Raw genomic sequence first — 20,983 nt, 5'->3', positions numbered from 1 at the left:
CTATATCGCTTCAAAATCGTCTTTTCGGGCAAATTTAATTTTTCAACTCTCGATACGAAAGTAAGCCCCGCAGATGTTCACCCGCGAGGCTTGCTTTATCTTCCAGCTAGCTTATTTCTTATGCCAATGCTCTCTTTTTATCCTTCTTCCGATTCAGGAACTCATACACGATTGGAACAATAATGAGAGTCAGCAGCGTTGAGCTAGTCAGACCGCCAATTACCGTTACCGCCATTCCCTTGGAGATGAGACCGCCAGATTCAAAGCCAAGCGCTAGCGGCAGTAAAGCTCCGACAGTGGCAATCGCCGTCATCAGTATCGGACGAAGTCTTGTTACGCCGGCTTCCAGCAGTGCTTCCCTTACTGTCAAGCCCTCGTTCTCCTTGTTAATAACGCGGTCGATCAGCACGATCGCGTTCGTCACCACAATACCGATCAGCATGAGACCCCCAATCATCGCTGTGGCGCTAACCGTCTCACCCGCGATAAGCAAGCCGAGCATAGCTCCAATAACCGTGAACGGCAGCGAGAACAAGATGGTGAGTGGCGTTACTGCGCCGCCGAAGGTTAATACGAGAACCAGATAGACGATGGCGACAGCCGCCAGCATCGCGAGACCTAGCTGAGTGAAAGTTTCCTGCATTTGCTCCGCTACGCCGCCTTGCTCAATTTCAATATTGCTCGGCAGATCCATCGCATCAATGCGATCTTGAACGGTTTTTGATACGGCGGCGACGTTGGCTGAGGTCACATCAGCCGTAATTTCGGCATAGATGCGATCATCGCGTCGCGTGATCGTGTTGGGCGTCTCGCCTTCCTCAATTGACGCTACTTCCTTCAATGCTACCGCCGTACCCATAGGTGAAGGAATCATGACATTTTCCAAATCTGCGCGGCTGCTGTATGTTTTTTCTTCCACTTTCATATAAATGTTAACTTCTTCGCCGTCCTTCTCCACTGTTGCAAGTACAGGACGATCGCGCACCGGACTAAGCGTCATCGCGATGTTACCCGCTGTTAATCCATACTGGCTCAGTTTATCCCGATTGGCAACTATGCGATATTGCTCGTACGTTTCGTTCAAGCTGGAATCCACTTTCTCCAAGTCCTCCACGTCTTCCAGCTCCGCTATGACATCTTTCACGACCGGCTGAAGCGACTCCATATCTGGTCCGAAGACGAGCAACGAAAGGCCCGAGCCGCCCATAGCGCCGCCAGAGAAGTCCTGTTGCTTCCATTCGCCTTTGCCTCCGAGCTCCTGCAGAACAGGAACGACGGCATCCTTCTCCTCCGTGAACCCTTTGAATGCCTTGTCATAGCTCACGTTGAACAACGCTTGCTTGGAAGCTCCCGGGCTGAACGGATTTTGTCCGCCTACAGAGTATTGCACAATACGAATGCTTTCGCGCTCCATAAGAACCTTCTCTGCTTGTAGCGCCATCTCTTCTACTTGCTCTCTTGTCTCGCCGGGCGCCGGATTGTACGTGACGAGCAGCTGCTTCTGCTCGTCTTCCGGTAAGAAGCTGGCACCTACCAGCGGGAACAGCATGATGCTTCCGATGAGCATAAGCGTAGCGATACCGAATGTGACCAACTTGTGGTTCAGCGACCATTCCAATATGCGCTTGTACGACATGGCCATCTTGCCCGGCTTATCGTCATGTGACTTCGCGCCTTTCAGACCATTGCGGAACATCATATGCGCCATCATCGGCACGACGGTAATCGCCACGAGCAGCGAAGCTGCCAGTGCGAATACGATCGTCAGCGCGAATGGCAGGAATATTTCACCGACCATGCCGGATACGAGTCCCATCGGCAGGAATACAGCGACAGTGACAATCGTGGACGCCATAATCGGAACGAACATTTCTCTGGTAGCGTCCAGAATCAGCTCCTTGCCCTTCAGTTTCTCCCCAGATAATGACATCCGTCGATAGATATTCTCGATGACGACAATGGAATCGTCGATGACACGACCAATGGCTACCGTAATGGCGCCTAGCGTCATAATGTTGAGCGTAATATCCATCTGCTTGAGCAGGTAAAGCGCGATAACAATTGACAACGGAATGGATACGACGGATATAATCGTAGACCGAATGTTTCTTAAGAACAGCATGATGATGATAATGGCCGCAATTGCGCCAATGATCGCTTTGCTCAGCATCGTGTGAACAGACTCTTCAATTGGTTCCCCTTGGTCAAGTGAAATCGTGAAGAGCATATCTTTATTTGAAGCTTCCATATCCGCAATTTCTTCTTTCACCTGGTTGACCACATCGACAGTGTTCGCTTCTGCCGATTTCACGATATTAATGCCGATCGCATCCTTACCGTTCGTGCGAGAGACAGACTCCGCCTTGCCTTCGATTGTAAGCTCTGCGACATCGCTAAGCTTGACTCCGGGAACAAGGGCAAGATTGTTCAGATCCTCTTCCGTGGCGATGTTGCCGTCCACAACAACTGCGCGTTCGCTTTCGCCGAATTCGAAGATGCCCATCGGCACCTTCAATGTCGAGGCGCTAATGATGCCTTTGACCATATCCTCGGTTAACCCGATTTCCTCCAGCACACCGGGCTTGAAGGTCAATACGCCTTCCATCACGTTCTGACCGGATACCTGCACATCAGCAACTCCGTCAATGCCCTGCAATCTAGGAAGAATACTCTCTGAGGCTTCCTTCGTCAAGGCCGCCAGGTCCAAGCTGTCATTAGACAAGCTGATGGATAAAATCGGGAACGCGTTGAAGCTGATCCGTGATATATCGGGAGACTGCACGCCTTCCGGAAGCGGAATATCGCCAAGAATCTCCTTCACTTCCGTTGCCGCTTTCTCCATATCCGTATCGTAATCGTACTCCAGAATGACATTGGAGGCATTCTCATAAGAGGTGGACATCACCATATTGACGCCCTTCAAGTTGCGTGTGCGCTGCTCAATCGGCTTGGTCACCTTTTCCATCACTTCATCGGGCGCCGCACCTGGATAGATGGTCGTCACGCTCACGATGGGAATGGTAATGTCCGGAATCGTCTCCATCTTCATGCTCGTACCGGCTGTCAGACCTGCGAACATTACAATGGCCGTCATAATCCATAATGCAAATTTGTTGTTTAATGAGAAATTAATAACACTTTTCAACTGGATTCACTCCTCTTACAAATTTAGACTTTCAACCGGTAACCGACGCCCCATATCGTCTCAATAAATTGAGGATTGGAAGGATCGTGCTCGATCTTCTCGCGCAGCCTTCTGATATGAACCGTTACCGTTGCGACATCGCCGTTGGAATCCAGTCCCCATATTCGCTCGAACAGCTCTTCCTTCCGGAAGACGCGGTTGGGATGCGAGGAAAGCAGCAATAGAAGTTCGTATTCCTTCGAAGTCAGCATTACCTCTTGCTCATGGATTGTCACTCTTCGCGATAGTTTGTCGATGACAAGGCCTCTAATCTGAATAAATTGTCCCCGCTCCGACTGTCCAGAAGTGAGTCTATCGTATCTGGATAGATGGGCCTTTACTCTTGCAACCAACTCACTGGGGCTGAAAGGCTTGGTTATATAGTCATCAGCGCCAAGCCCGAGGCCTCTGATTTTATCAATGTCCTCTTTCTTCGAGGTCACCATTAAAACAGGCATCTCCAAGGCGTTCCGCACTTCCCGACAAATTTCGAAGCCGTCCAGCTTAGGCAGCATCACGTCCAGGATGAGCAGATCGTACTCTCCTGTCAACGCCAGCTCCAGTCCCTTATCCCCTCTGCCTTCTATATGGACGCTATATCCGTGGCTTTCCAGGTAGTCTCGCTGCAACTCGGCGATCGCCTGCTCGTCTTCAATAATCAAGATGTTTTTCATTCCCATTCACCACCTCGGAGAGATTGGGCAAGCGGAAGCTGCAAGCAGAAGCGAGCGCCGCCTTCCTCCCCGTTTTCGGCCCATACTTTGCCTTTATGACCATCTACAATCTGCTTGACAATGGCAAGCCCAAGACCGCTGCCGCCTGTCTCTGAATTGCGCGACTGCTCGGCGCGATAGAACCGGTCAAATATATACGGCAAGTCATCCGCTTCTATGCCTGGCCCCGTGTCTTGAATCGTAATCATTGCATACTGTCCCGTTCTCCATACGTTGACCGTAATTGTACGTGCGTATTTCTCTTCCTGCTGCGCCATATATTTGACACTATTGTTCAAAATGTTCGCCAATACGCGATTCAACTTGTCCGGATCGGCTGTGATCGGCAGCTCTCCGCTTTCCAATCTCTGGAATTGCAGCTCCACGCCCGATTTCTCCAAATGGAATCGCTGTTCTTCCATAAAATCCTCCAAATAAAGACCAATATCCACATTCTTAAAATCGTAAGGAACCTTCTGCAGATCCAGCTTCGAAAAGAGGAACAACTCATCGATCAATCGATCCATCTCAGTCGCTTTCCGATAAATCGTTAGCATATATCGTTCTCGCTTCTCGTCCGTATTGGCGATTCCATCGCGAATACCTTCAACATACCCTTTAATAGCTGCGATCGGCGTCTTCAGATCATGAGAAATATGCGACAGCAACTGCTTCCTGCTCTCTTCGTACTGCAAGCTCTGATCGATAGACTGCTTCAACCGATCCCGCATCTCCTCGAATGCTGTGCCGAGCTGAACAATCTCGTCTCGGCCGCCCTTGCACGGCCGCTTGCGCTCCAACGCAACCTTCTCTGATAGATCTCCGTCCTTCATGCGAATAGCAGCCGTTCTTAATGACCGCAGCGGCTTGATGATGCTGCGCGATACGAGGTAGGTCAAGATCAGACTAGTTAGACCAACGAACAACAACATAATAATCATAACCAACGGATCCCAGAAGATTGGAATCGTCTCCAGCCGATTCAATAACACGATACGTCCTGCGCTGCCGTCGGGGTATTGAAATTCAATTTGATGCGTGCTGAACCGGTATAGATGAAAGCTCGTTTTCTCCGGCGGCTCCCGATAGAATGCGGCCCAATCTTCCTCCGGCGACAATTCCATCAAAAATGGCGATACATTCGTAAGCACACCGTCTTGCCCGACCAGTAGTCCCGCCCATTGTTCTCTCAGCCTCGTCTGCAGTTCATGGAGAAATGCCTTATCTTCCAGTCTGCCCGTATCGTCGTCGATCACATACTTTAACTCGCCATAGATTATCGCCTGGTTAAAGTATTCTTCCCGTCTTTCTTTCGAGATTTTGCGCAAATCTTCCTTTCCGCTCAAGTGATAAAGCAGAATAAAAAAGCTGCTCATAAGAATGACAGGTACGAACGCCATAGCCAAATAGGAGAGATATAGTCTTACTTTTATGGACATTGCATCACATCTGACATCAATTGACCCCTTTCCTTCCCTCGTTAAGAATAACGTGCAATTCTAAACGATATAGAAATCAATTCTAACAAAATTATTACAAATTCATTTTTTATCCAAAGGACCAAAATCATGCACAGGCCAAATATTATCTCTTTCATTATAACGACCTTGGACGGCCAATTGCACTCTACTACGTTAACGACTGGCGGAAGTTTCCTATCATCTTGTGAACATGGGATGACAAATTGGGTGCGATTGCGATACAGTGATGATGGAGAGGAGCTGTCTATGAAAATGAAAGTGTCGCGAGGGCAAAGATTGCTGTTTACCGGCGTCACGCTGTTATATTGGATATCCATGTACATTTATGTGCCGATCTTAACTCCCTATTTAAGCGACCGTGGATATTCCATCGCATTTATTGGCATTGTGCTCGGCAGTTATGGCTTTATGCAGCTTGCTGTCCGCTTCCCGCTCGGAATCTGGTCGGATGCGCTTCGCAAGCGCAAACTGTTCATTCTGCTCGGCATGATGGCGGCCTGCTTAAGCTGTTTATTGTTCCTGCTGCCCGGATTGTGGATCTGGCCGCTTGCGGGAAGGCTCATGGCCGGGCTCTGCGCTTCCACTTGGGTGGCCTTTACAGTGATGTATGCCGGATACTTCGAACCGCATGACACTTCTAGAGCAATGGGTAATATAAGCGTCATGACGGTATCCGGCCAAATGATTGGCATGCTGTTTAGCGGCTGGCTAAGCGAGCAGCTTGCTCCTGCCGCACCATTTTGGGCAGGCGCCTTCGTAGCGGGGATGGGCTTGCTGCTTGCACTTTCATTGAAAGAATCCGAGGAGACAGCGCTGCAGCGCTCCGGTATGTCGTTGGCAGAAGCGGGCGATGTGGTACGCACCCCTTTGCTGCTGCGCGTCTCTACGCTTTCCATCCTTGGTCATGGCGTATTGTTCATCACCATGTTCGGCTTTACACCGCTGAAAGCGGATCAGCTCGGAGCAAGCGGCTTTCAGCTCACCTGGCTAGTGTTCGCCTTTATGCTGCCGCATGCTGCAGCATCTTATCTAACCGCGACATGGTTCGTTCCCCGGTTGGGCAATTGGGGAACGATCGGCTTAGGTTTCGCGATCGGAGGTCTTTGTACCGCTTCGCTGGCTATTGTCCAGTCACTGGAATGGCTCTATGCCACGCAGGCGATGAACGGTTTTGCCCAAGGGTTGTATTTGCCGCTTCTGCTCGGGCTTGCCATACGTGACGTCCAGCCGCACCAGCGGGCAACCGCCATGGGCTTATATCAAGCCATCTATGCCATCGGCATGTTCTCGGGACCGTTCATGGCGGGCTACTTGAATGAGAACTGGGGGCTGTCAGGCGGATTTTTGTTCGGTGCCATTCTGGCAGGAGCGGCATTACTGCTCGTATGGCGCTGGGCATCGCCGCGCAAGTCAAGACGTACTGCCGACAATCGCAGTGATGCGATGATGGAAGAAGGAAGGTGATGGTTATGGAAGAAGCAATAACGGTGAAGCATCCCCGTTTGCAACTCGTTTTGGATGTCGGAGGCGTACTTGCCAGTAACTTGTCGCCCGTATTTTGGGAGTTGGTATCGGAGGCTGCGGGCATTCCCTCTGGTCAGAATGAGATATATAAACTGTACCGAAAGGAAGTTAGCGAGAAGCTTTGGATTGGAGAAATAACGGAACAGCAATTCTGGGAGTGGCTTGAAGCGCAATCGCCGTCGCTCGTCAAGGAGCTATGCGAATCCTTCCTCTATAGGTGCTTGCAGCCGCTGCCGGCCATGGGCAAGCTGGAGACATGGAGCAGGTCGGCGGATATACATATTCTTAGCAATCATATCGAGATATGGCTTCAACCGTTGCTCAATCGGATTCGCCCCTCTATCGGACATACCGTCATCTCCAGTCAAGTAGCGATGAAAAAGCCGGATGCCGCCATCTTCCATCATATGGCGGCACTGCTGCCTTCCGGATCGCCGATATTGTTCGTCGACGACAAGCCGGGCAATCTGGAGATTGCCCGCTCTGTCGGCTGGCAGAGTATGCTGGCTGATCCCGAAGGCGTCTGGCTGTCGCTAATGGATAAGCGATTGGCTTCCGGCGGCCAGGCTTGACGATGAGGGCAAGCCATTGTGCTTGCCCTCCCGCACCAGTGTATGTCGCAAACGCTACCTCATCTCATATTCACCTTTTCGGCACTCCAATGTATGCCACATACTTTATCTCGCCTCATATCCGCCGTTTCGGCACTCCAATGTATGCCACATACTTTATCTCGCCTCATATCTACCTTTTCGGCACTCCAATGTATGCCACATACTTTATCTCGCCTCATATCCACCTTTTCCGCACTCCAATGTGTGCCGCATTCACGTTCATGTCTTAACCTATCACTGCTACAGCCATTTGCACACAATGTACATGACCGACAATCCCAGCAAGGCGATTGCAACAATCAGCGCATCCCAATAACCAAGCTGAAGACGGAAGCCGTATACAGGAGCGGTCTTCACATGTCCATACCCGCGAGCTTCCAAAGCGTCAGCCATTTCCTCCGCTAGACGCAGTATCGACCGCAGAAACGGCAGCATAACAGATCTTAGCATCCGCAGCGGGATCGAGCCGACTGTCGTTGTCGCTTTCCCTCTGGCATGTGCCAGCTTGGCGAACCTGCCCCATTCCCCGATTAAGATCGGGATAAAGCGGAAAATCAACGTAATGAGTAGTGCAAACGTATGAACAGGAACATGAAATCTGCTCATCCAACCGAATGTTTGCTCAATGGCACGCTGCAAACGGAGGGGCGTCATTAGCTTCAATAATGGCATGCCGAGCACCATCATAAGGAGCATGCCACCAAGTCGAATAAAGGCTGGCTCTGCATCCTTCCAGCTGAACCCAAGGGGCTGCAGCGATAAACCAGCAATAAAAGTGAGCGTAACAATGAACAAACAAAATCCACGAATGATGCCGTTCCAAGCAGCAATAAGCCGCCATAGAGGCATTATGAACAATATAACGACGCCGGCAGCAAAAAATAAATCCGGCAATCCATTGGCCATCAACACTCCAGCAACCAACAGCATGTTCGCGATAAGCAGTGCGCGAGGGTCAAACGTATCGGGCCGCAGCCACATCGGCTTGCGATCCGGGGTATCTTCAGTGATCCGCATCGTATCATCATCATGCTTCGTCGCGCAACTCACGCCCTCATTCTCCAGGACTTTATCCTTCTCTCCTTTCTTTGTTCCCGCATCTCTGCCATCGTCTGCCGTGTCAGCCCTCGTCTTGCGATCTATCAGCATCGGAGCAAGCGCCTCCGCCAATTCCGCTGACGATATGGGCTGTACAGCGGAGCTGCCGCTCCATGATTCATCCCTCGTCGGCGGCAATAATTCCGCCTCGCGAAGCAGCGCTTCCGTTCGCCATGCTTGTGGAACCCAAGCCGATGCCAATTGCCCGGCGATGTCGACAGAAGCCGCTTGACGAATCTTACCGTCAGTGACAATAACGACGGAATCCGCAAGCGGAAGCAGTGCTTCCAGATCGTGCGTCACGATGACTGCGCCTCTCCCCGCCGCCTTATGTGCCGCCAGTATGCCGCGCAGACGACCTACGCCTTCAGCGTCAAGTCCCGCCGTCGGCTCATCTAGAAGCAGCCAGTCCGGCCTGCACGCCAGCAGGCAGGCCAATGACAGCCTTCGCTGCTGTCCGCCGCTAAGCGACCACGGATCGCGCGATAGTAGCTTCATGGACAGCCCTAACTGCATCATTGCGTCTACAATTCTCTGCTCTTCTTCGGCCCGTTCCAGCTTGTAAGGACGAAGCGAGTATAGCAACTCCTCCTTAACAGTAGTAGCGAACCATTGCGCTTCGGAATGCTGGAGTGCGATACCGAGCGACAAGATCACATCGCGGTCCAGCTGCTTCCTCCACTTTCCTTCCCGCCATAACATTTTGCCGTTCAACATAATTGATCCTTCAGCTAACGGGCGAAGCCCCGCCAGCGTCTCCAGAAGCGTCGATTTCCCGGCACCGTTATGTCCCACAATGAGCTTGATTTCTCCGGCCTTTATTGTTAGATTGATGCGACGTAGAATGACATCCTGATTATCTTCTCCCGCTACCGATACTTGCCGCAGCGACCAATCACCCATATTGGTTCACCGCCTCCAACAGCTGCTGAGGGGTGAATGGGAACGGCTCCAGCTCGATTCCTCGCTTCTGAAGCTCCCATGCCGCTTGGGCTGCGAACGGCGCAGGCATTCCCAGCTGTCTCACCAACCGCTCATAACCGCTCGAGCCAGATTCGCGGAACAGCGTTCCTGCCTTACCGTCATATCGGATACCGCCATCAGCCACTACAAGTACACGATCGTCGGAGAGCAATTCCTCCGTCTTCTGCGTCACCCATATCACAGTTGTGCCTGTTGCATGCAGTTTTCTCACACGCCGCAATACGTATTCGGAAGCTTCCGCATCAAGCATGGAAGTCACCTCATCCAATAGGAGCAGAGAAGCTTCCACCGCCAGACATCCGGCAATAGCCGCAAGCTGCTTCTGCCCTCCCGACAACGTATGTATCGACTCTTTCATCACCGTTCCAAGACCAAGCTGCGTCAGCGCGCGCTCTGCTCGTGGAATGATCTCTTCCTGGGGAGCGCCGAATTGCTCCAGCAACAGTACGACATCCTCCCAGGCAGTGCCTCCGATGATGCCGGCATCGGGCTGCTGCATCACAATCGGAAGGAATCCGTTCTGTAACCAGCCTATCTCCCTCTCTCCTGTAATCCCCTTCTTCAATCGCCCTGCGATTACTCCGGCAAGCGTACTCTTCCCGCTACCATTCAAGCCGAGCAACGTGACCCATTCTCCAGCTCTAATCGTAAGATTAATATCCCTTAACAATTCCGGTCCCGCTTCATTCGTGTAGGTTTCCGGTACATAACTTACGTTTTTTAAACGCACAACATCCATCACTATTATTTTCTCCTTAACTCTTCCCATAATCGCAAGTCTATGCTACAATCCAATTTGTTAACTTAAATTATATATTAATTGGTTAACAATTATTATGCAATACATAAAGGAGACGAAATTAGAAATGAAGAGCATCAATATCCGTTCACTGGTCTACACCGCATTATTCGCTGCCTTGTTTATATTGTTCAGCATGCAGCAGATGAAACTCAACTTTACCCAAATTCCAATTACATTGCAGACACTTGCCGTCATTTTAGCCGGCTTATTTCTACGTCCTCGCGATGCATTCGCCAGCATATTTATCGTCATCATTCTATGTGCTATGGGACTTAACGTTTTTGGCGGCAAGGGTGGAATCTCGCATTTATTGGGTTATACTGGTGGTTTTATTGCCGCATTCCCAATCTGTGCAATGTTAATCAGCATCGGTGTCGGCAAGTGGCTGGACAATGACAAGCTGCGCGCTAACAAATTGCTATCATTTCTCGCATTGTTCCTCTTGCTCGAGGTGTTCGGCTCCCTGCTCACTTACGTTCCAGGTGTGCCTTGGATGATGCACGTGTTGGATTTTTCGCTTTCGAAAGGACTTGCCGCAGGCTTCTATCCGTTTCTGCCCGGAGATGCGATCAAATCCGTTGTCGGGGTCATCGTCGCGTTAACTTTAACACCGCAGATCGTGAAAATCCGCTCCTCGGCAAAACCATCAAATTGAGAAGTCCGCTACCGAAGACCTTCCAAAGATAGGCGGCCCAGGTAAACAAAAGCCGCTTGCCGTATCGGGATACCCCGATACGAGCAAGCGGCTTCTTTATAGTTGCGCGCATTCAAGCCTAATCGCTGCAAGTTTCCGGATCGGGAGCGACAGCATTTTCAACATTTATTTTTTCCGATACCGTATCACGAATGATGGATACGACCAATTGGAGCAAATAGTTGATATCTGCCTGGCTTTGCTGGAATTGCGTAACGATTGGAATTCCGTCCAGCTCGTCTTGCAAAGCCTCCATCTCACCTTCTATTTTCTTGACCATATCCGGATTTTTGAACGTTTTCTCGAAGGCGACAGCTTCTTTTTGCTTCTTCTTTATTTGCGCGATTAATCCCTGTATGCGCGTATTGCCGTTAATCTGAGCTTCCGCCAGCCTGTACTGCTGCACTTCCTCCGAACGGAATATCGCTTCCGACAGTTCTTTGGCCTTCGTCATAATATCTTCCTTCACGATCACATCGCGGGAATGAATAGAGGGCATATCGGACTTGCCGCCGCCATGACTGCATACTGCGTCATGCTCGTGTTCTGCCTTCAATTGTTGCTCTGCCATCTGTCATCTCTCCTATATATACCGTTAACTTACGGCTTCATCTTGAGCTAATTGCGTTGGTTCTGCTTTAATATACCAAGTCTGCGCATCCGTTACACGGGCCTGAATGAACTGGCCAATCCATTCCTTCGGTCCCGGCAGATGCACCAGCTTGTTGCTACGGGTACGACCGGACAACATCTCGGAATTGTTCTTGCTCTCGCCTTCAATCAGCACTTCCACGATCTGTCCGCACAGCTCTTCATTCTTCTCGCGCGCGATGGCCGCCAGCAGGCTGTTCAGCCTGTGAAGACGCTGCTTCTTCTCTTCCTCGGGAACATTGTCTTCCATACCTGCCGCAGGCGTGCCTTCTCGAGGCGAGTAGATAAAGGTGTAGGCGGAGTCGAAGCCGACTTCCTCCACAAGCGATAACGTATCCTTGAATTGCTCCTCGGTCTCTCCCGGGAATCCGACGATAATATCCGTTGTCAGCACTGCATTGGGAATGGCCGCTTTAATTTTGCCTACCAGCTCCAAGAACAGCTCACGGGAATATTTCCGACTCATTCGCTTCAGTATATCCGAGTTGCCGGATTGCACCGGCAGATGAATATGCTCTACCAGATTGCCTCCGGTAGACAACACTTCGATCAAGTGGTCATCGAAGTCGCGCGGATGACTCGTCATGAACCGAATGCGTGGAATGTTGATCCGGGACATATCCTTCATCAGATCCCCGAACCGGTACTGGATATCTTCGAAATCCTTGCCGTAAGCGTTGACGTTCTGGCCCAGAAGCGTAATCTCCTTATAGCCTTGCCGCGCAAGCTCGCGCACTTCGGCAATTACGTCCTCGGGACGCCTGCTGCGCTCCTTGCCGCGCGTATACGGCACGATGCAATACGTACAGAACTTGTCGCAGCCGTACATGATGTTGACCCATGCGCGCATTCCTTCCCGCTTCTTCGGCATATTCTCGATGATGTCGCCTTCCTTCGACCATACCTCGACGACCATTTCCTTGCCGAAGTAAGCTTCCTGAAGCAGAGCAGGCAGACGGTGGATATTATGCGTGCCGAATATGATGTCTACGAAAGCATGCTTCTGCAGAATGCGACCAACGACGGATTCCTCCTGCGACATGCAACCGCATACGCCTAATAGCAAATCTGGCTTCTCCGTCTTAAGCCCCTTCAAATGTCCCAGCTCGCCGAACACCTTGTCTTCCGCATTCTCGCGAATCGCACAGGTGTTCAACAAAATGACATCCGCCTGATGACGATCTTCCGTCGCCTTATAGCCCATCTCCTCGAACATGCCCTTCATCACTTCGGTATCGTGCTCGTTCATCTGACATCCGTACGTATAGATCAAGTAATAGCGGCCTTCTCCGAAACGTCGAAGCCCTTCAGGAATCGAGAAGTCGTAATGCACCTGTACTTCTTCCTTGCCCCTCTTCTTCTCTTCTCTATAGGAAGGAGCGGAGTTGACTGTAATCTCGCGTCCGCTAATCCGGTATGTCGTCTTTCCTTCCTCTTCACGAACGACCTTCGCACTGGAGAAGTCGAAATACTTGGAGTAGTCCTTGCCGGACTTTGAAGATTCCGTACCCGCTAATGCAGTCGCTTTCTTGTTCACCAGTTTCACGCCCCTCTTTTTGTAGCCGAAATTTCCAACTTGTAAACAGACAATATTGATTATACCATTATGGTCGCTTGTAATCCATGCATGGCTATGAAAAAGCCGCATCTTCATTCGGCACATTGCTGGCTTCCCCGGAACTTTAACTTGCGCTTTATGTATACAAGAAGGCTGCGACATGTTGCCGCAGCCCCGATCCCTTCCTTATTAATCAACAATATCGGCCAGATCGCCGTTATTCACACCTGCAGCGTTCGCCTCATCCGTATCGATATGCATATCCAGCGCGTACTGCTCCGATACGCGGGCGACCACATTCTCGAATATGACGCCACGGTCGCCACCTACACGCACACGAAGCCTTTGCTTGTCTTGTACGCCCATGCGCGCTGCATCTTCGGTATGAAAGTGGATATGACGCGCAGCTACTATGACCCCCTCTTCGATGGTCACTTCTCCCGCAGGTCCTTGTATCGTTATACCCGCCGATCCCGCGATATCGCCCGATTCTCGCACTGGCGGCTTGACGCCAAGCGCGAATGCATCTGTACGGGATACCTCCAGCTGTGTCGCCTTGCGGGTTGGACCCAGTATTCTCACTTTATTGAACGATCCCTTCGGACCGACAACCGCTACAGTTTCATTTGCTGCGTATTGGCCAGGTTGAGACAACGGCTTCATCTCCGTAAGCTTATAATCCTCGCCGAACAATATCGCGACATGCTCCTCAGACAGATGAATGTGTCTTGCTGATACGCCTACCGGCACTTTTTTTTCCATGATGCTGCACGCTCCATTTCCTGTTCTGATGATTTCATATTTCCAATTATATCGCAAAAAAGGCATACGGCCTCATGCTGAACCATATGCCTATCATATCATTTATTTGAATTCAGCAACAAGCTGATTGAATTCTTCTTTTGTCATGTCAAGATTCTGCTTGGCAAGCGCCTGATCCTTGAAGCCCGGAATATGATTCTCATACGATCTGCGCGATTTATCCTGATAGATGAGTCCTGTCAGCATGCCTTCCGTCTCCATGATTTTGTTCATGGCCATCATTCGGTTGGCTGGATCGTAATCCGGGAAGTCTTCCAGCTTCACAATGTTTTCTTTGAACCAATCATACGTATTGACTTTGTTGAACGTTACACAGGGGCTGAACACATTGATAAGGGAGAACCCGTCATGCTGAATGCCCTGCTCGATCAAGCTAGTCAAGCCTTTCAAGTCGCTTGAAAATGATTGTGCCACGAAGGTGGCTCCTGCCGACATAGCAATTTCAAGCGGAGACAGCGTAGACTCAATTGAGCCCTGCGGCGTCGACTTGGTCTTGAAGCCTTCACCGCTGCGCGGCGATGTCTGTCCCTTCGTCAGACCGTATATTTGATTGTCCATGACAATATAAGTGATGTTGAGATTACGTCGGATCGCATGTACGGTATGGCCCATGCCGATCGCGAATCCGTCGCCGTCGCCTCCTGAAGCGATAACGGTCAGCTCGCGGTTGGCAAGTTTCACGCCTTGTGCGATAGGCAGCGCCCTGCCGTGAATGCCATGGAAGCCGTAGGCATGAATATATCCGGATATCCGACCCGAACAGCCGATGCCAGAGATGACCGCTACATCCTCCGGCTCCAGACCGACATTGGCTGCTGCACGTTGTATGGCGGCTTGTATGGAGAAATCACCGCAGCCCGGACACCAGTTCGGTTTCACATTGTTCCGGAATTCCTTGAATGTAGCCATCTTAGATCAGCTCCTTGCATGCTTGGTATACTTCCTGCGGCAAGAACGGATTGCCATCGTATTTCAACAAGCTTTTGATTTTGTCCCCGTAACCGACGTGCATCTTAATCTGACCTGCGAGCTGACCGGTTGCATTATTTTCCATGACGACCACTTGCTTCGCTGCATTAATATATGGCTTTAATTGTTCGCTCGGGAATGGATGAATTTGACGAACCGTTATATGATTGCTAGTTACTCCATCATTGTTCAGTCGTTCTCTGGCGGCGTCGATCGTTCCTCCCGTAGAGCCCATTCCAATAATAAGCAAGTCGGGAGAGACATGCGGCGCATCCGTGCGCAACCCTTCTCTTATATACAGTCCATTTAGCTTACTAAGTCGCTTATCCATCATACGTCGGCGGTTATTCGCATTCTCGGACGGACGTCCCGTCTCGTCATGCTCGACGCCGGTTACATGGTGAAGACCGCCCTTCTCGCCCGGCAATACGCGCGGCGAGACACCGTCTTCGGTAACCGCATAGCGCTTGAACAGCTCCTTGTCCTCCAACTCCGGAACGTCCTGCACAAGCTTGCCGCGATTAATCTGAATACGATTGTAATCCAGCGGCTCACAGGACTGTTTGCCTAGTGACAGCTGGAGATCCGTCATCACTATGACCGGCACTTGATATTGGTCAGCCAAGTTGAACGCCTCAATTGTATCGTAGAAGCAATCCTCGATCGAAGCGGGGGCGATGACCACTTTCGGAATCTCGCCATGTGTTCCATATACCATAGCAAGCAGATCGGATTGCTCCTGCTTCGTGGGCAATCCCGTGGAAGGGCCGCCGCGCTGCGTATCTACGATGACAAGTGGAGTCTCCGTCATGCCCGCCAGCCCGATTGCCTCCATCATCAAGGACAAGCCGGGGCCGGCTGAAGCCGTCATCGTGCGTACGCCGGCGTAATTAGCGCCGATCGCCATCGTGACTGCCGCGATTTCATCTTCCGTCTGCACGACAGTACCGCCGAATTTGGGCAGCTTTTTAATGAGATACTCCATAATTTCCGAAGCTGGCGTAATGGGATAAGCCGACATGAGACGGCATCCCGCCACAATGGCGCCTAGACCTATCGCTTCATTGCCGATCATGAACAATTTCTGCTTGCCGTCTGCTTGTTGAAGCTTGAAGTCGTCCAGCGGTCCACCCGCTAGGTCCAACACATAGTCGGATCCAAGCTTCACCGCTTCAATATTTTTATCGACTATCGCTCTGCCCTTCCTGCCGAACTCCTCTTCCACCGCTCCGTTGAATACATCAAGCGGCAAGCCGAGCAGTGCCCAGGAAGCGCCGGAAGCTACCATATTCTTCATTAGAGAAGTACCGAGCTCTTCAGCTAGCTTCGTAATAGGAACCGGGAACAGTCTGGCATCGATGCCTTCCGGCACGACAGGATTGAATTTCGCATCCGCTACAATGACGCCACCCATCCGAAGCTCACCGGCATTGAGATCAATGCTTTCCTGATCGAACGCTACCAGAATATCAAGATCGTCTGAGATGGCCCTGATCGGCTCCGTACTAATTCGAATTTTATTGTTCGTATGTCCGCCCTTAATACGAGACGAAAAATGACGATATCCATATAAATAGTAACCTAAACGGTTTAACGCCGTGGAAAAAATCCGGTCGGTGCTCTCAACGCCTTCACCTTGCTGACCGCCGATTTTCCATGACAATTGACTAATCAAATTGCCCATCTCCTCTTTTTTTCATGAAATCTCAATAAACCGACATTTCAAACCATTATATAATAGAAGCGAGAATAGTCACAACAATTTTATGTTTCCATGGGGCATAATGCAAGATGTCTGCGACGTTTTAAAGCATAGTTTGTTTCGATCATTCCTATACCCTAATGAGATGGGATGAGCCTGCTACTTCTGTGGCAATTGCTGATGCAGATATCGCAGAGCATTGCCTGACAGGAAGGCTTCCGTATGGGCAGAAGAGTAGTTATTCAGCATCGCCTCCCGCAGCGCCGGAAGATCGCCCGGATGGGCTAGTCCATCTATGTAGCTGTCGATGCCGTCAAAGTCCGAGCCCAGCATAATATGCCGCTCTCCGCCAAGCTCGCATATATGCTCAATATGAAGCAGAAGTTGCTGAATCGTTACCCCGTCACCTTCCGCTGTAAACCATGGAACATAAGTGACGCCAATCATGCCGCCGGATTCGATGAGGGCTCGAATCTGCGAGTCTGTCAAGTTGCGGGGATGATCGCATATCGTGCGAGCATTGGAATGGGAAGCTATGATCGGGCGATCGGATACTGCGAGCACATCCCAGAATGCACGTTCAGACAGATGGGAGACGTCAACGATAATCTCAAGCTCGTTGCACGTCTGAACGAATTGCCTTCCCGCTTCCGTCAGCCCGCCGCCTCTTCTCTCCATAATGCCGTCCGCTGCCCAATTGGCATTGTTCCAGGTTATGCCTGCCGCCCGCACTCCTAGTTCATACAGCAACGGCAGCAGCCATATATGACCCTGAAGACCGTCAACACCTTCCAATGACAACAAGGCGCCAATCTTCCCCGTGTCCAGACAGTGCTTAAGATCCGCCGCGCTCCTAACCTCATGGAATCCTTCAGCAGCCAGCACCTTCGTTCGGAACAACGATATGGATTCCAATATCGGCTCAATACGTCCGCCAAGCTTGGGCGAGATAAAGACGGCGAACGTCTGCAGCAAGGCATCGGACTGTTTCAGGCGCTCGCAAGTGACGTCAAGCCCGGCACTGCCCTCTCCTTGAAATTCCTTATCCGGATGCTTCAACAGCTTGCTCAATACATCACAATGAAAATCGATGCTCCGCACTTCCAACCCCTCCTCATTATTCGCATAGCAAAAAAACCTGTCTACATTGTAAACAGGTGAAGGCTTCCGCTCTCTAGGAAACATTCTCGCGATCGGTCTCTCTTCATGTTGCTATCGCGGCTCGACAATTAGCTTGATTGCCGTTCTGTCTTCACCGTCAATGACAATATCGGTGAAGGCCGGTATGCAAATCAGATCCACACCGCTTGGAGCGACAAATCCTCTCGCAATCGCAACGGCTTTTATCGCCTGATTAAGGGCGCCTGCCCCAATTGCCTGCAATTCGGCGCCGCCGCGTTCGCGAAGAACTCCGGCCAATGCCCCTGCTACGGAGTTGGGATTGGACTTTGCTGATACCTTTAATACATCCATGAAAAGTACCTCCCCTGGAATGTTGGATGGACTCCACTTTTAAAATACTATTCGAGAGAGGTAGAAAAATTCCTTCTTTCTTGCTATAGCAACAACCAATCTTCCTCCGTCATACGGATTTTCTCCAGACGTTCGGCCTTCCCGGTCGCTTCGTCAATTTGCACAAAAGCGCCATGCAAGTGCCACTTACCCTCGTCTACGACAAAACGCGCTGGCAATCCGGTTTTAAATTTATACAAAACGGAATCACGCTGCATACCCAGCACACCTTCCTTAGAACCCACCATCCCGGAATCCGTCAAATAGGCTGTGCCGCCTGGAAGGATCGTATCGTCATTCGTCTGCACATGCGTATGCGTACCGACGACGAATGAAGCGCGCCCGTCCAGATACCAGCCCATCGCAATTTTCTCCGATGTCGCTTCCGCATGGAAGTCGACGAGTATCGCTTTCGTCTTCTCCCGCGCTTGCTCAACCAGTTCATCCGCCTTGCGGAACGGACAATCGTTGGGCGGCAAGAACGCTCTCCCTTGCAAATTGATGATCGCCAACTGCTTGCCGCCCGCCTTTATCATCGCCATGCCTTGCCCCGGAGCTTCCGGTGCGAAGTTGGCCGGGCGGACGAGACGGGGCTCATCGTCAATCCATTCGAACAAGTCCCTGTTGTCCCATGTGTGATTGCCCATCGTTATGCCATGAATTCCCCATTCAAAAAACTCGCTGGCAATTTTCCGTGTAATACCTCTGCCTGCCGCTGCATTCTCCCCGTTGGCAATAATAATGTGGGGATTGTACTTTTCACGCAATGACGGCAGCACACGCTTGACCGCATCCCGTCCCGCATTTCCGACAATATCGCCAATAAACAGCACCTTCATTCCTTACACTTCCTTACATCATTATTAATACGAAAGAAGTGGCTGATACCAGCCACTTCTCTCGGCAATTACTTCGCATATTCAACAGCACGCGTCTCACGAATAACGGTGACCTTAATATGTCCCGGATAATCCAGTTCACTCTCGATCTTCTTCGTAATGTCGCGAGCAAGACGGAACGCTTCCGTGTCGTCAATCTTCTCCGGTTGAACCATGACGCGAACCTCGCGTCCGGCTTGAATGGCATAAGATTTCTCCACACCTTCGAACGATTCCGTAATACCCTCAAGCTTCTCCAGACGCTTAATATAAGTTTCCAGCGTCTCGCGACGAGCGCCTGGTCTTGCGGCTGACAGTGCGTCTGCTGCGCCGACCAACATAGCGATAACTGAAGTAGCCTCCGTATCGCCGTGATGAGAAGCGATACTATTGATGACAACGGGATGCTCCTTGTACTTCTTCGCCAGTTCAACGCCGATCTCCACATGAGAGCCTTCCACCTCATGGTCAAGCGCCTTGCCTATATCGTGCATCAAGCCTGCACGCTTGGCCAGCGTTACATCCTCGCCAAGCTCGGCAGCCATCAGACCCGTTAAATAGGCAACCTCCATGGAATGCTTCAGCACATTCTGACCGTAGCTTGTCCGGTACTTCAAGCGGCCCAATATTTTGATCAGATCAGGATGCAAGCCGTGCACGCCGACCTCGAACGTCGCTTGTTCACCATACTCGCGGATACGTTCATCGATCTCCTTGCGCGACTTCTCTACCATCTCTTCAATTCGGGCGGGATGAATACGTCCGTCAGCGACCAGCTTCTCCAGAGACGTACGGGCAATTTCGCGTCTAATAGGATCGAATCCGGACAATATGACCGCTTCCGGCGTATCGTCGATAATCAGATCGATACCGGTCAATGTTTCCAGCGCACGAATATTCCGGCCCTCGCGTCCAATAATGCGCCCCTTCATCTCTTCATTCGGCAAAGTGACTACCGATACGGTCGTCTCAGCCACATGATCCGCGGCGCAACGTTGAATGGCAAGCGAGATAATATCACGTGCCTTCTTGTCCGCTTCTTCCTTCGCATTCTGTTCAATTTCTTTGATCATCTGAGCCGTTTCATGACGAACTTCCTGCTCAACATTGGTAAGAATGATGTTCTTCGCTTCTTCCATTGTCAAGTTGGAAATCCGCTCTAGCTCGCTAAGCTGCTGCTTATAGATGGAATCAATCTGCTCTTGTGTTTCTTCGATTCTTTTCTCCTTGCTGGCTACAGTTTCTTCTTTGCGTTCTAGCGCATCTAATTTCTTATCCAGCGACTCTTCCTTCTGAAGCAGACGTCTTTCTAGACGCTGCACTTCATTGCGTCGCTCACGAATGTCCTTTTCAGCTTCAGATCGTAGTCTGTGGACTTCGTCTTTCGCCTCAAGTACGGTTTCTTTTTTCTGTGCCTCCGCTTCCTTCTTTGCATTCTCAACAATTTGAACTGCGGCTTGTTCGGCACTTGAAATTTTCGCCTCGGCAATGGACTTTCGAATAAAATAACCAATCCCAAAGAAAATTGCGCCAACAAGGATTGAAACCAAGAGTAAGATCCAAAAGTCATCCATCTTGTTCACCTCCTTGCTGCATACACCAAGGCATTGCTTGGGATGATATTAGGTTTTAACCGGTTCCATACCGTTTCATCTTACGCCATTTGACGAAATAATCCGATTTGAATCAACTTTTGGAAGAAAAATCGATTCAAATATAGAAGGAATACATCATCATTTTATCTTTTCATAAATTCAATTGTCAAGCATAAACGGCTGTCGGGTTATCGAAGGAGGA

The 20,983-nt window shown here is 50.6% G+C and carries 17 protein-coding genes; 3 read left to right on the top strand and 14 right to left on the bottom strand.

Annotated elements, in window-relative coordinates:
- Positions 1-118: 118 nt before the first annotated feature.
- Genes ACFQ2I_RS09205 through ACFQ2I_RS09195 form a run of 3 tightly spaced genes read right to left on the bottom strand, consistent with a single transcriptional unit; the run spans position 119 to position 5,336 of the window.
- A complete protein-coding gene (locus tag ACFQ2I_RS09205; RefSeq protein WP_377563729.1) occupies positions 119-3,145 on the bottom strand; it encodes an efflux RND transporter permease subunit in 3,027 nt (1,008 codons plus the stop codon).
- A gap of 23 nt (positions 3,146-3,168) precedes the next feature.
- Positions 3,169-3,858, bottom strand: a complete 690-nt coding sequence (locus tag ACFQ2I_RS09200) for a response regulator transcription factor (protein WP_377563728.1) — start codon at positions 3,856-3,858, stop codon at positions 3,169-3,171.
- Positions 3,855-5,336 carry a sensor histidine kinase gene (locus ACFQ2I_RS09195; protein ID WP_377563727.1) on the bottom strand — a complete coding sequence of 494 codons (1,482 nt, stop codon included), beginning with the start codon at positions 5,334-5,336 and terminating at the stop codon, positions 3,855-3,857. The genes ACFQ2I_RS09200 and ACFQ2I_RS09195 overlap by 4 nt, the downstream gene beginning before the upstream one ends.
- 288 nt (positions 5,337-5,624) lie before the next feature.
- Here ACFQ2I_RS09195 and ACFQ2I_RS09190 point away from each other — a divergent pair, with 288 nt between their 5' ends.
- Both ACFQ2I_RS09190 and ACFQ2I_RS09185 read left to right on the top strand, forming a co-directional pair.
- Positions 5,625-6,842 carry an MFS transporter gene (locus tag ACFQ2I_RS09190; protein ID WP_377563726.1) on the top strand — a complete coding sequence of 406 codons (1,218 nt, stop codon included), beginning with the start codon at positions 5,625-5,627 and terminating at the stop codon, positions 6,840-6,842.
- A 5-nt stretch (positions 6,843-6,847) separates the two neighbouring features.
- The gene (locus ACFQ2I_RS09185; protein WP_377563725.1) at positions 6,848-7,474 is read left to right on the top strand and encodes an HAD-IA family hydrolase; all 627 of its coding nucleotides are present in this window, start codon (positions 6,848-6,850) and stop codon (positions 7,472-7,474) included.
- 282 nt (positions 7,475-7,756) lie between these two features.
- On the opposite strand, the gene ACFQ2I_RS09180 is transcribed toward ACFQ2I_RS09185, so the two are convergent.
- On the bottom strand, positions 7,757-9,517 hold the full coding sequence (locus ACFQ2I_RS09180; protein WP_377563724.1) for an ATP-binding cassette domain-containing protein: 1,761 nt from the start codon (positions 9,515-9,517) through the stop codon (positions 7,757-7,759).
- Entirely contained in the window at positions 9,510-10,337 is an 828-nt protein-coding gene (locus ACFQ2I_RS09175; RefSeq protein WP_377563889.1) for an ATP-binding cassette domain-containing protein, read from the bottom strand. The genes ACFQ2I_RS09180 and ACFQ2I_RS09175 overlap by 8 nt, the downstream gene beginning before the upstream one ends.
- 127 nt (positions 10,338-10,464) lie before the next feature.
- Here ACFQ2I_RS09175 and ACFQ2I_RS09170 point away from each other — a divergent pair, with 127 nt between their 5' ends.
- Entirely contained in the window at positions 10,465-11,055 is a 591-nt protein-coding gene (locus ACFQ2I_RS09170) for a biotin transporter BioY (protein WP_377563723.1), read from the top strand.
- A 118-nt stretch (positions 11,056-11,173) separates the two neighbouring features.
- Here ACFQ2I_RS09170 and ACFQ2I_RS09165 read toward each other — a convergent pair whose 3' ends face one another.
- From ACFQ2I_RS09165 to rny, 9 genes are all read right to left on the bottom strand, one after another.
- Positions 11,174-11,665: a RicAFT regulatory complex protein RicA family protein gene (locus ACFQ2I_RS09165; protein WP_377563722.1), complete on the bottom strand. Its 492-nt coding sequence runs from the start codon at positions 11,663-11,665 to the stop codon at positions 11,174-11,176.
- A 24-nt stretch (positions 11,666-11,689) separates the two neighbouring features.
- Entirely contained in the window at positions 11,690-13,282 is a 1,593-nt protein-coding gene (gene miaB / locus ACFQ2I_RS09160) for a tRNA (N6-isopentenyl adenosine(37)-C2)-methylthiotransferase MiaB (protein WP_377563721.1), read from the bottom strand.
- A gap of 210 nt (positions 13,283-13,492) precedes the next feature.
- Complete coding sequence (pduL, locus tag ACFQ2I_RS09155) at positions 13,493-14,065, bottom strand: phosphate propanoyltransferase (RefSeq protein ID WP_377563720.1); 573 nt, start codon at positions 14,063-14,065, stop codon at positions 13,493-13,495.
- A 102-nt stretch (positions 14,066-14,167) separates the two neighbouring features.
- The gene (locus ACFQ2I_RS09150) at positions 14,168-15,034 is read right to left on the bottom strand and encodes a 2-oxoacid:ferredoxin oxidoreductase subunit beta (RefSeq protein WP_377563719.1); all 867 of its coding nucleotides are present in this window, start codon (positions 15,032-15,034) and stop codon (positions 14,168-14,170) included.
- A 1-nt stretch (position 15,035) separates the two neighbouring features.
- A complete protein-coding gene (locus tag ACFQ2I_RS09145) occupies positions 15,036-16,769 on the bottom strand; it encodes a 2-oxoacid:acceptor oxidoreductase subunit alpha (RefSeq protein ID WP_377563718.1) in 1,734 nt (577 codons plus the stop codon).
- 186 nt (positions 16,770-16,955) lie between these two features.
- Positions 16,956-17,897, bottom strand: a complete 942-nt coding sequence (locus ACFQ2I_RS09140) for a dipeptidase (protein WP_377563717.1) — start codon at positions 17,895-17,897, stop codon at positions 16,956-16,958.
- Positions 17,898-18,008: 111 nt separating this feature from the next.
- Positions 18,009-18,269, bottom strand: coding sequence for a stage V sporulation protein S (locus tag ACFQ2I_RS09135; protein ID WP_006036664.1), 261 nt, complete (start codon positions 18,267-18,269; stop codon positions 18,009-18,011).
- A gap of 83 nt (positions 18,270-18,352) precedes the next feature.
- The gene (locus ACFQ2I_RS09130) at positions 18,353-19,147 is read right to left on the bottom strand and encodes a TIGR00282 family metallophosphoesterase (protein WP_377563715.1); all 795 of its coding nucleotides are present in this window, start codon (positions 19,145-19,147) and stop codon (positions 18,353-18,355) included.
- 68 nt (positions 19,148-19,215) lie between these two features.
- Entirely contained in the window at positions 19,216-20,760 is a 1,545-nt protein-coding gene (gene rny / locus ACFQ2I_RS09125) for a ribonuclease Y (protein ID WP_377563714.1), read from the bottom strand.
- Between the last annotated feature and the right edge of the window lie 223 nt (positions 20,761-20,983).

This window comes from Paenibacillus chungangensis, assembly GCF_042675905.1.
Taxonomy (GTDB): Bacteria; Bacillota; Bacilli; order Paenibacillales; family Paenibacillaceae; genus Pristimantibacillus; species Pristimantibacillus chungangensis.
Note: the sequence above shows the minus strand (reverse complement) of the source record. Positions and strands in the feature narration are given on the sequence as shown.

Coding starts and splice junctions, on each gene's coding strand:
- ACFQ2I_RS09185 (WP_377563725.1), top strand. CDS start 6,848: ATGGAAGAAGCAATAACGGTGAAGCATCCCCGTTTGCAACTCGTTTTG.
- ACFQ2I_RS09150 (WP_377563719.1), bottom strand. CDS start 15,034: ATGGCTACATTCAAGGAATTCCGGAACAATGTGAAACCGAACTGGTGT.
- ACFQ2I_RS09130 (WP_377563715.1), bottom strand. CDS start 19,147: ATGAAGGTGCTGTTTATTGGCGATATTGTCGGAAATGCGGGACGGGAT.
- pduL (WP_377563720.1), bottom strand. CDS start 14,065: ATGGAAAAAAAAGTGCCGGTAGGCGTATCAGCAAGACACATTCATCTG.
- ACFQ2I_RS09195 (WP_377563727.1), bottom strand. CDS start 5,336: ATGTCCATAAAAGTAAGACTATATCTCTCCTATTTGGCTATGGCGTTC.
- rny (WP_377563714.1), bottom strand. CDS start 20,760: ATGGATGACTTTTGGATCTTACTCTTGGTTTCAATCCTTGTTGGCGCA.
- ACFQ2I_RS09135 (WP_006036664.1), bottom strand. CDS start 18,269: ATGGATGTATTAAAGGTATCAGCAAAGTCCAATCCCAACTCCGTAGCA.
- ACFQ2I_RS09175 (WP_377563889.1), bottom strand. CDS start 10,337: ATGGATGTTGTGCGTTTAAAAAACGTAAGTTATGTACCGGAAACCTAC.
- ACFQ2I_RS09170 (WP_377563723.1), top strand. CDS start 10,465: ATGAAGAGCATCAATATCCGTTCACTGGTCTACACCGCATTATTCGCT.
- ACFQ2I_RS09190 (WP_377563726.1), top strand. CDS start 5,625: ATGAAAATGAAAGTGTCGCGAGGGCAAAGATTGCTGTTTACCGGCGTC.
- ACFQ2I_RS09165 (WP_377563722.1), bottom strand. CDS start 11,665: ATGGCAGAGCAACAATTGAAGGCAGAACACGAGCATGACGCAGTATGC.
- ACFQ2I_RS09180 (WP_377563724.1), bottom strand. CDS start 9,517: ATGGGTGATTGGTCGCTGCGGCAAGTATCGGTAGCGGGAGAAGATAAT.
- ACFQ2I_RS09200 (WP_377563728.1), bottom strand. CDS start 3,858: ATGAAAAACATCTTGATTATTGAAGACGAGCAGGCGATCGCCGAGTTG.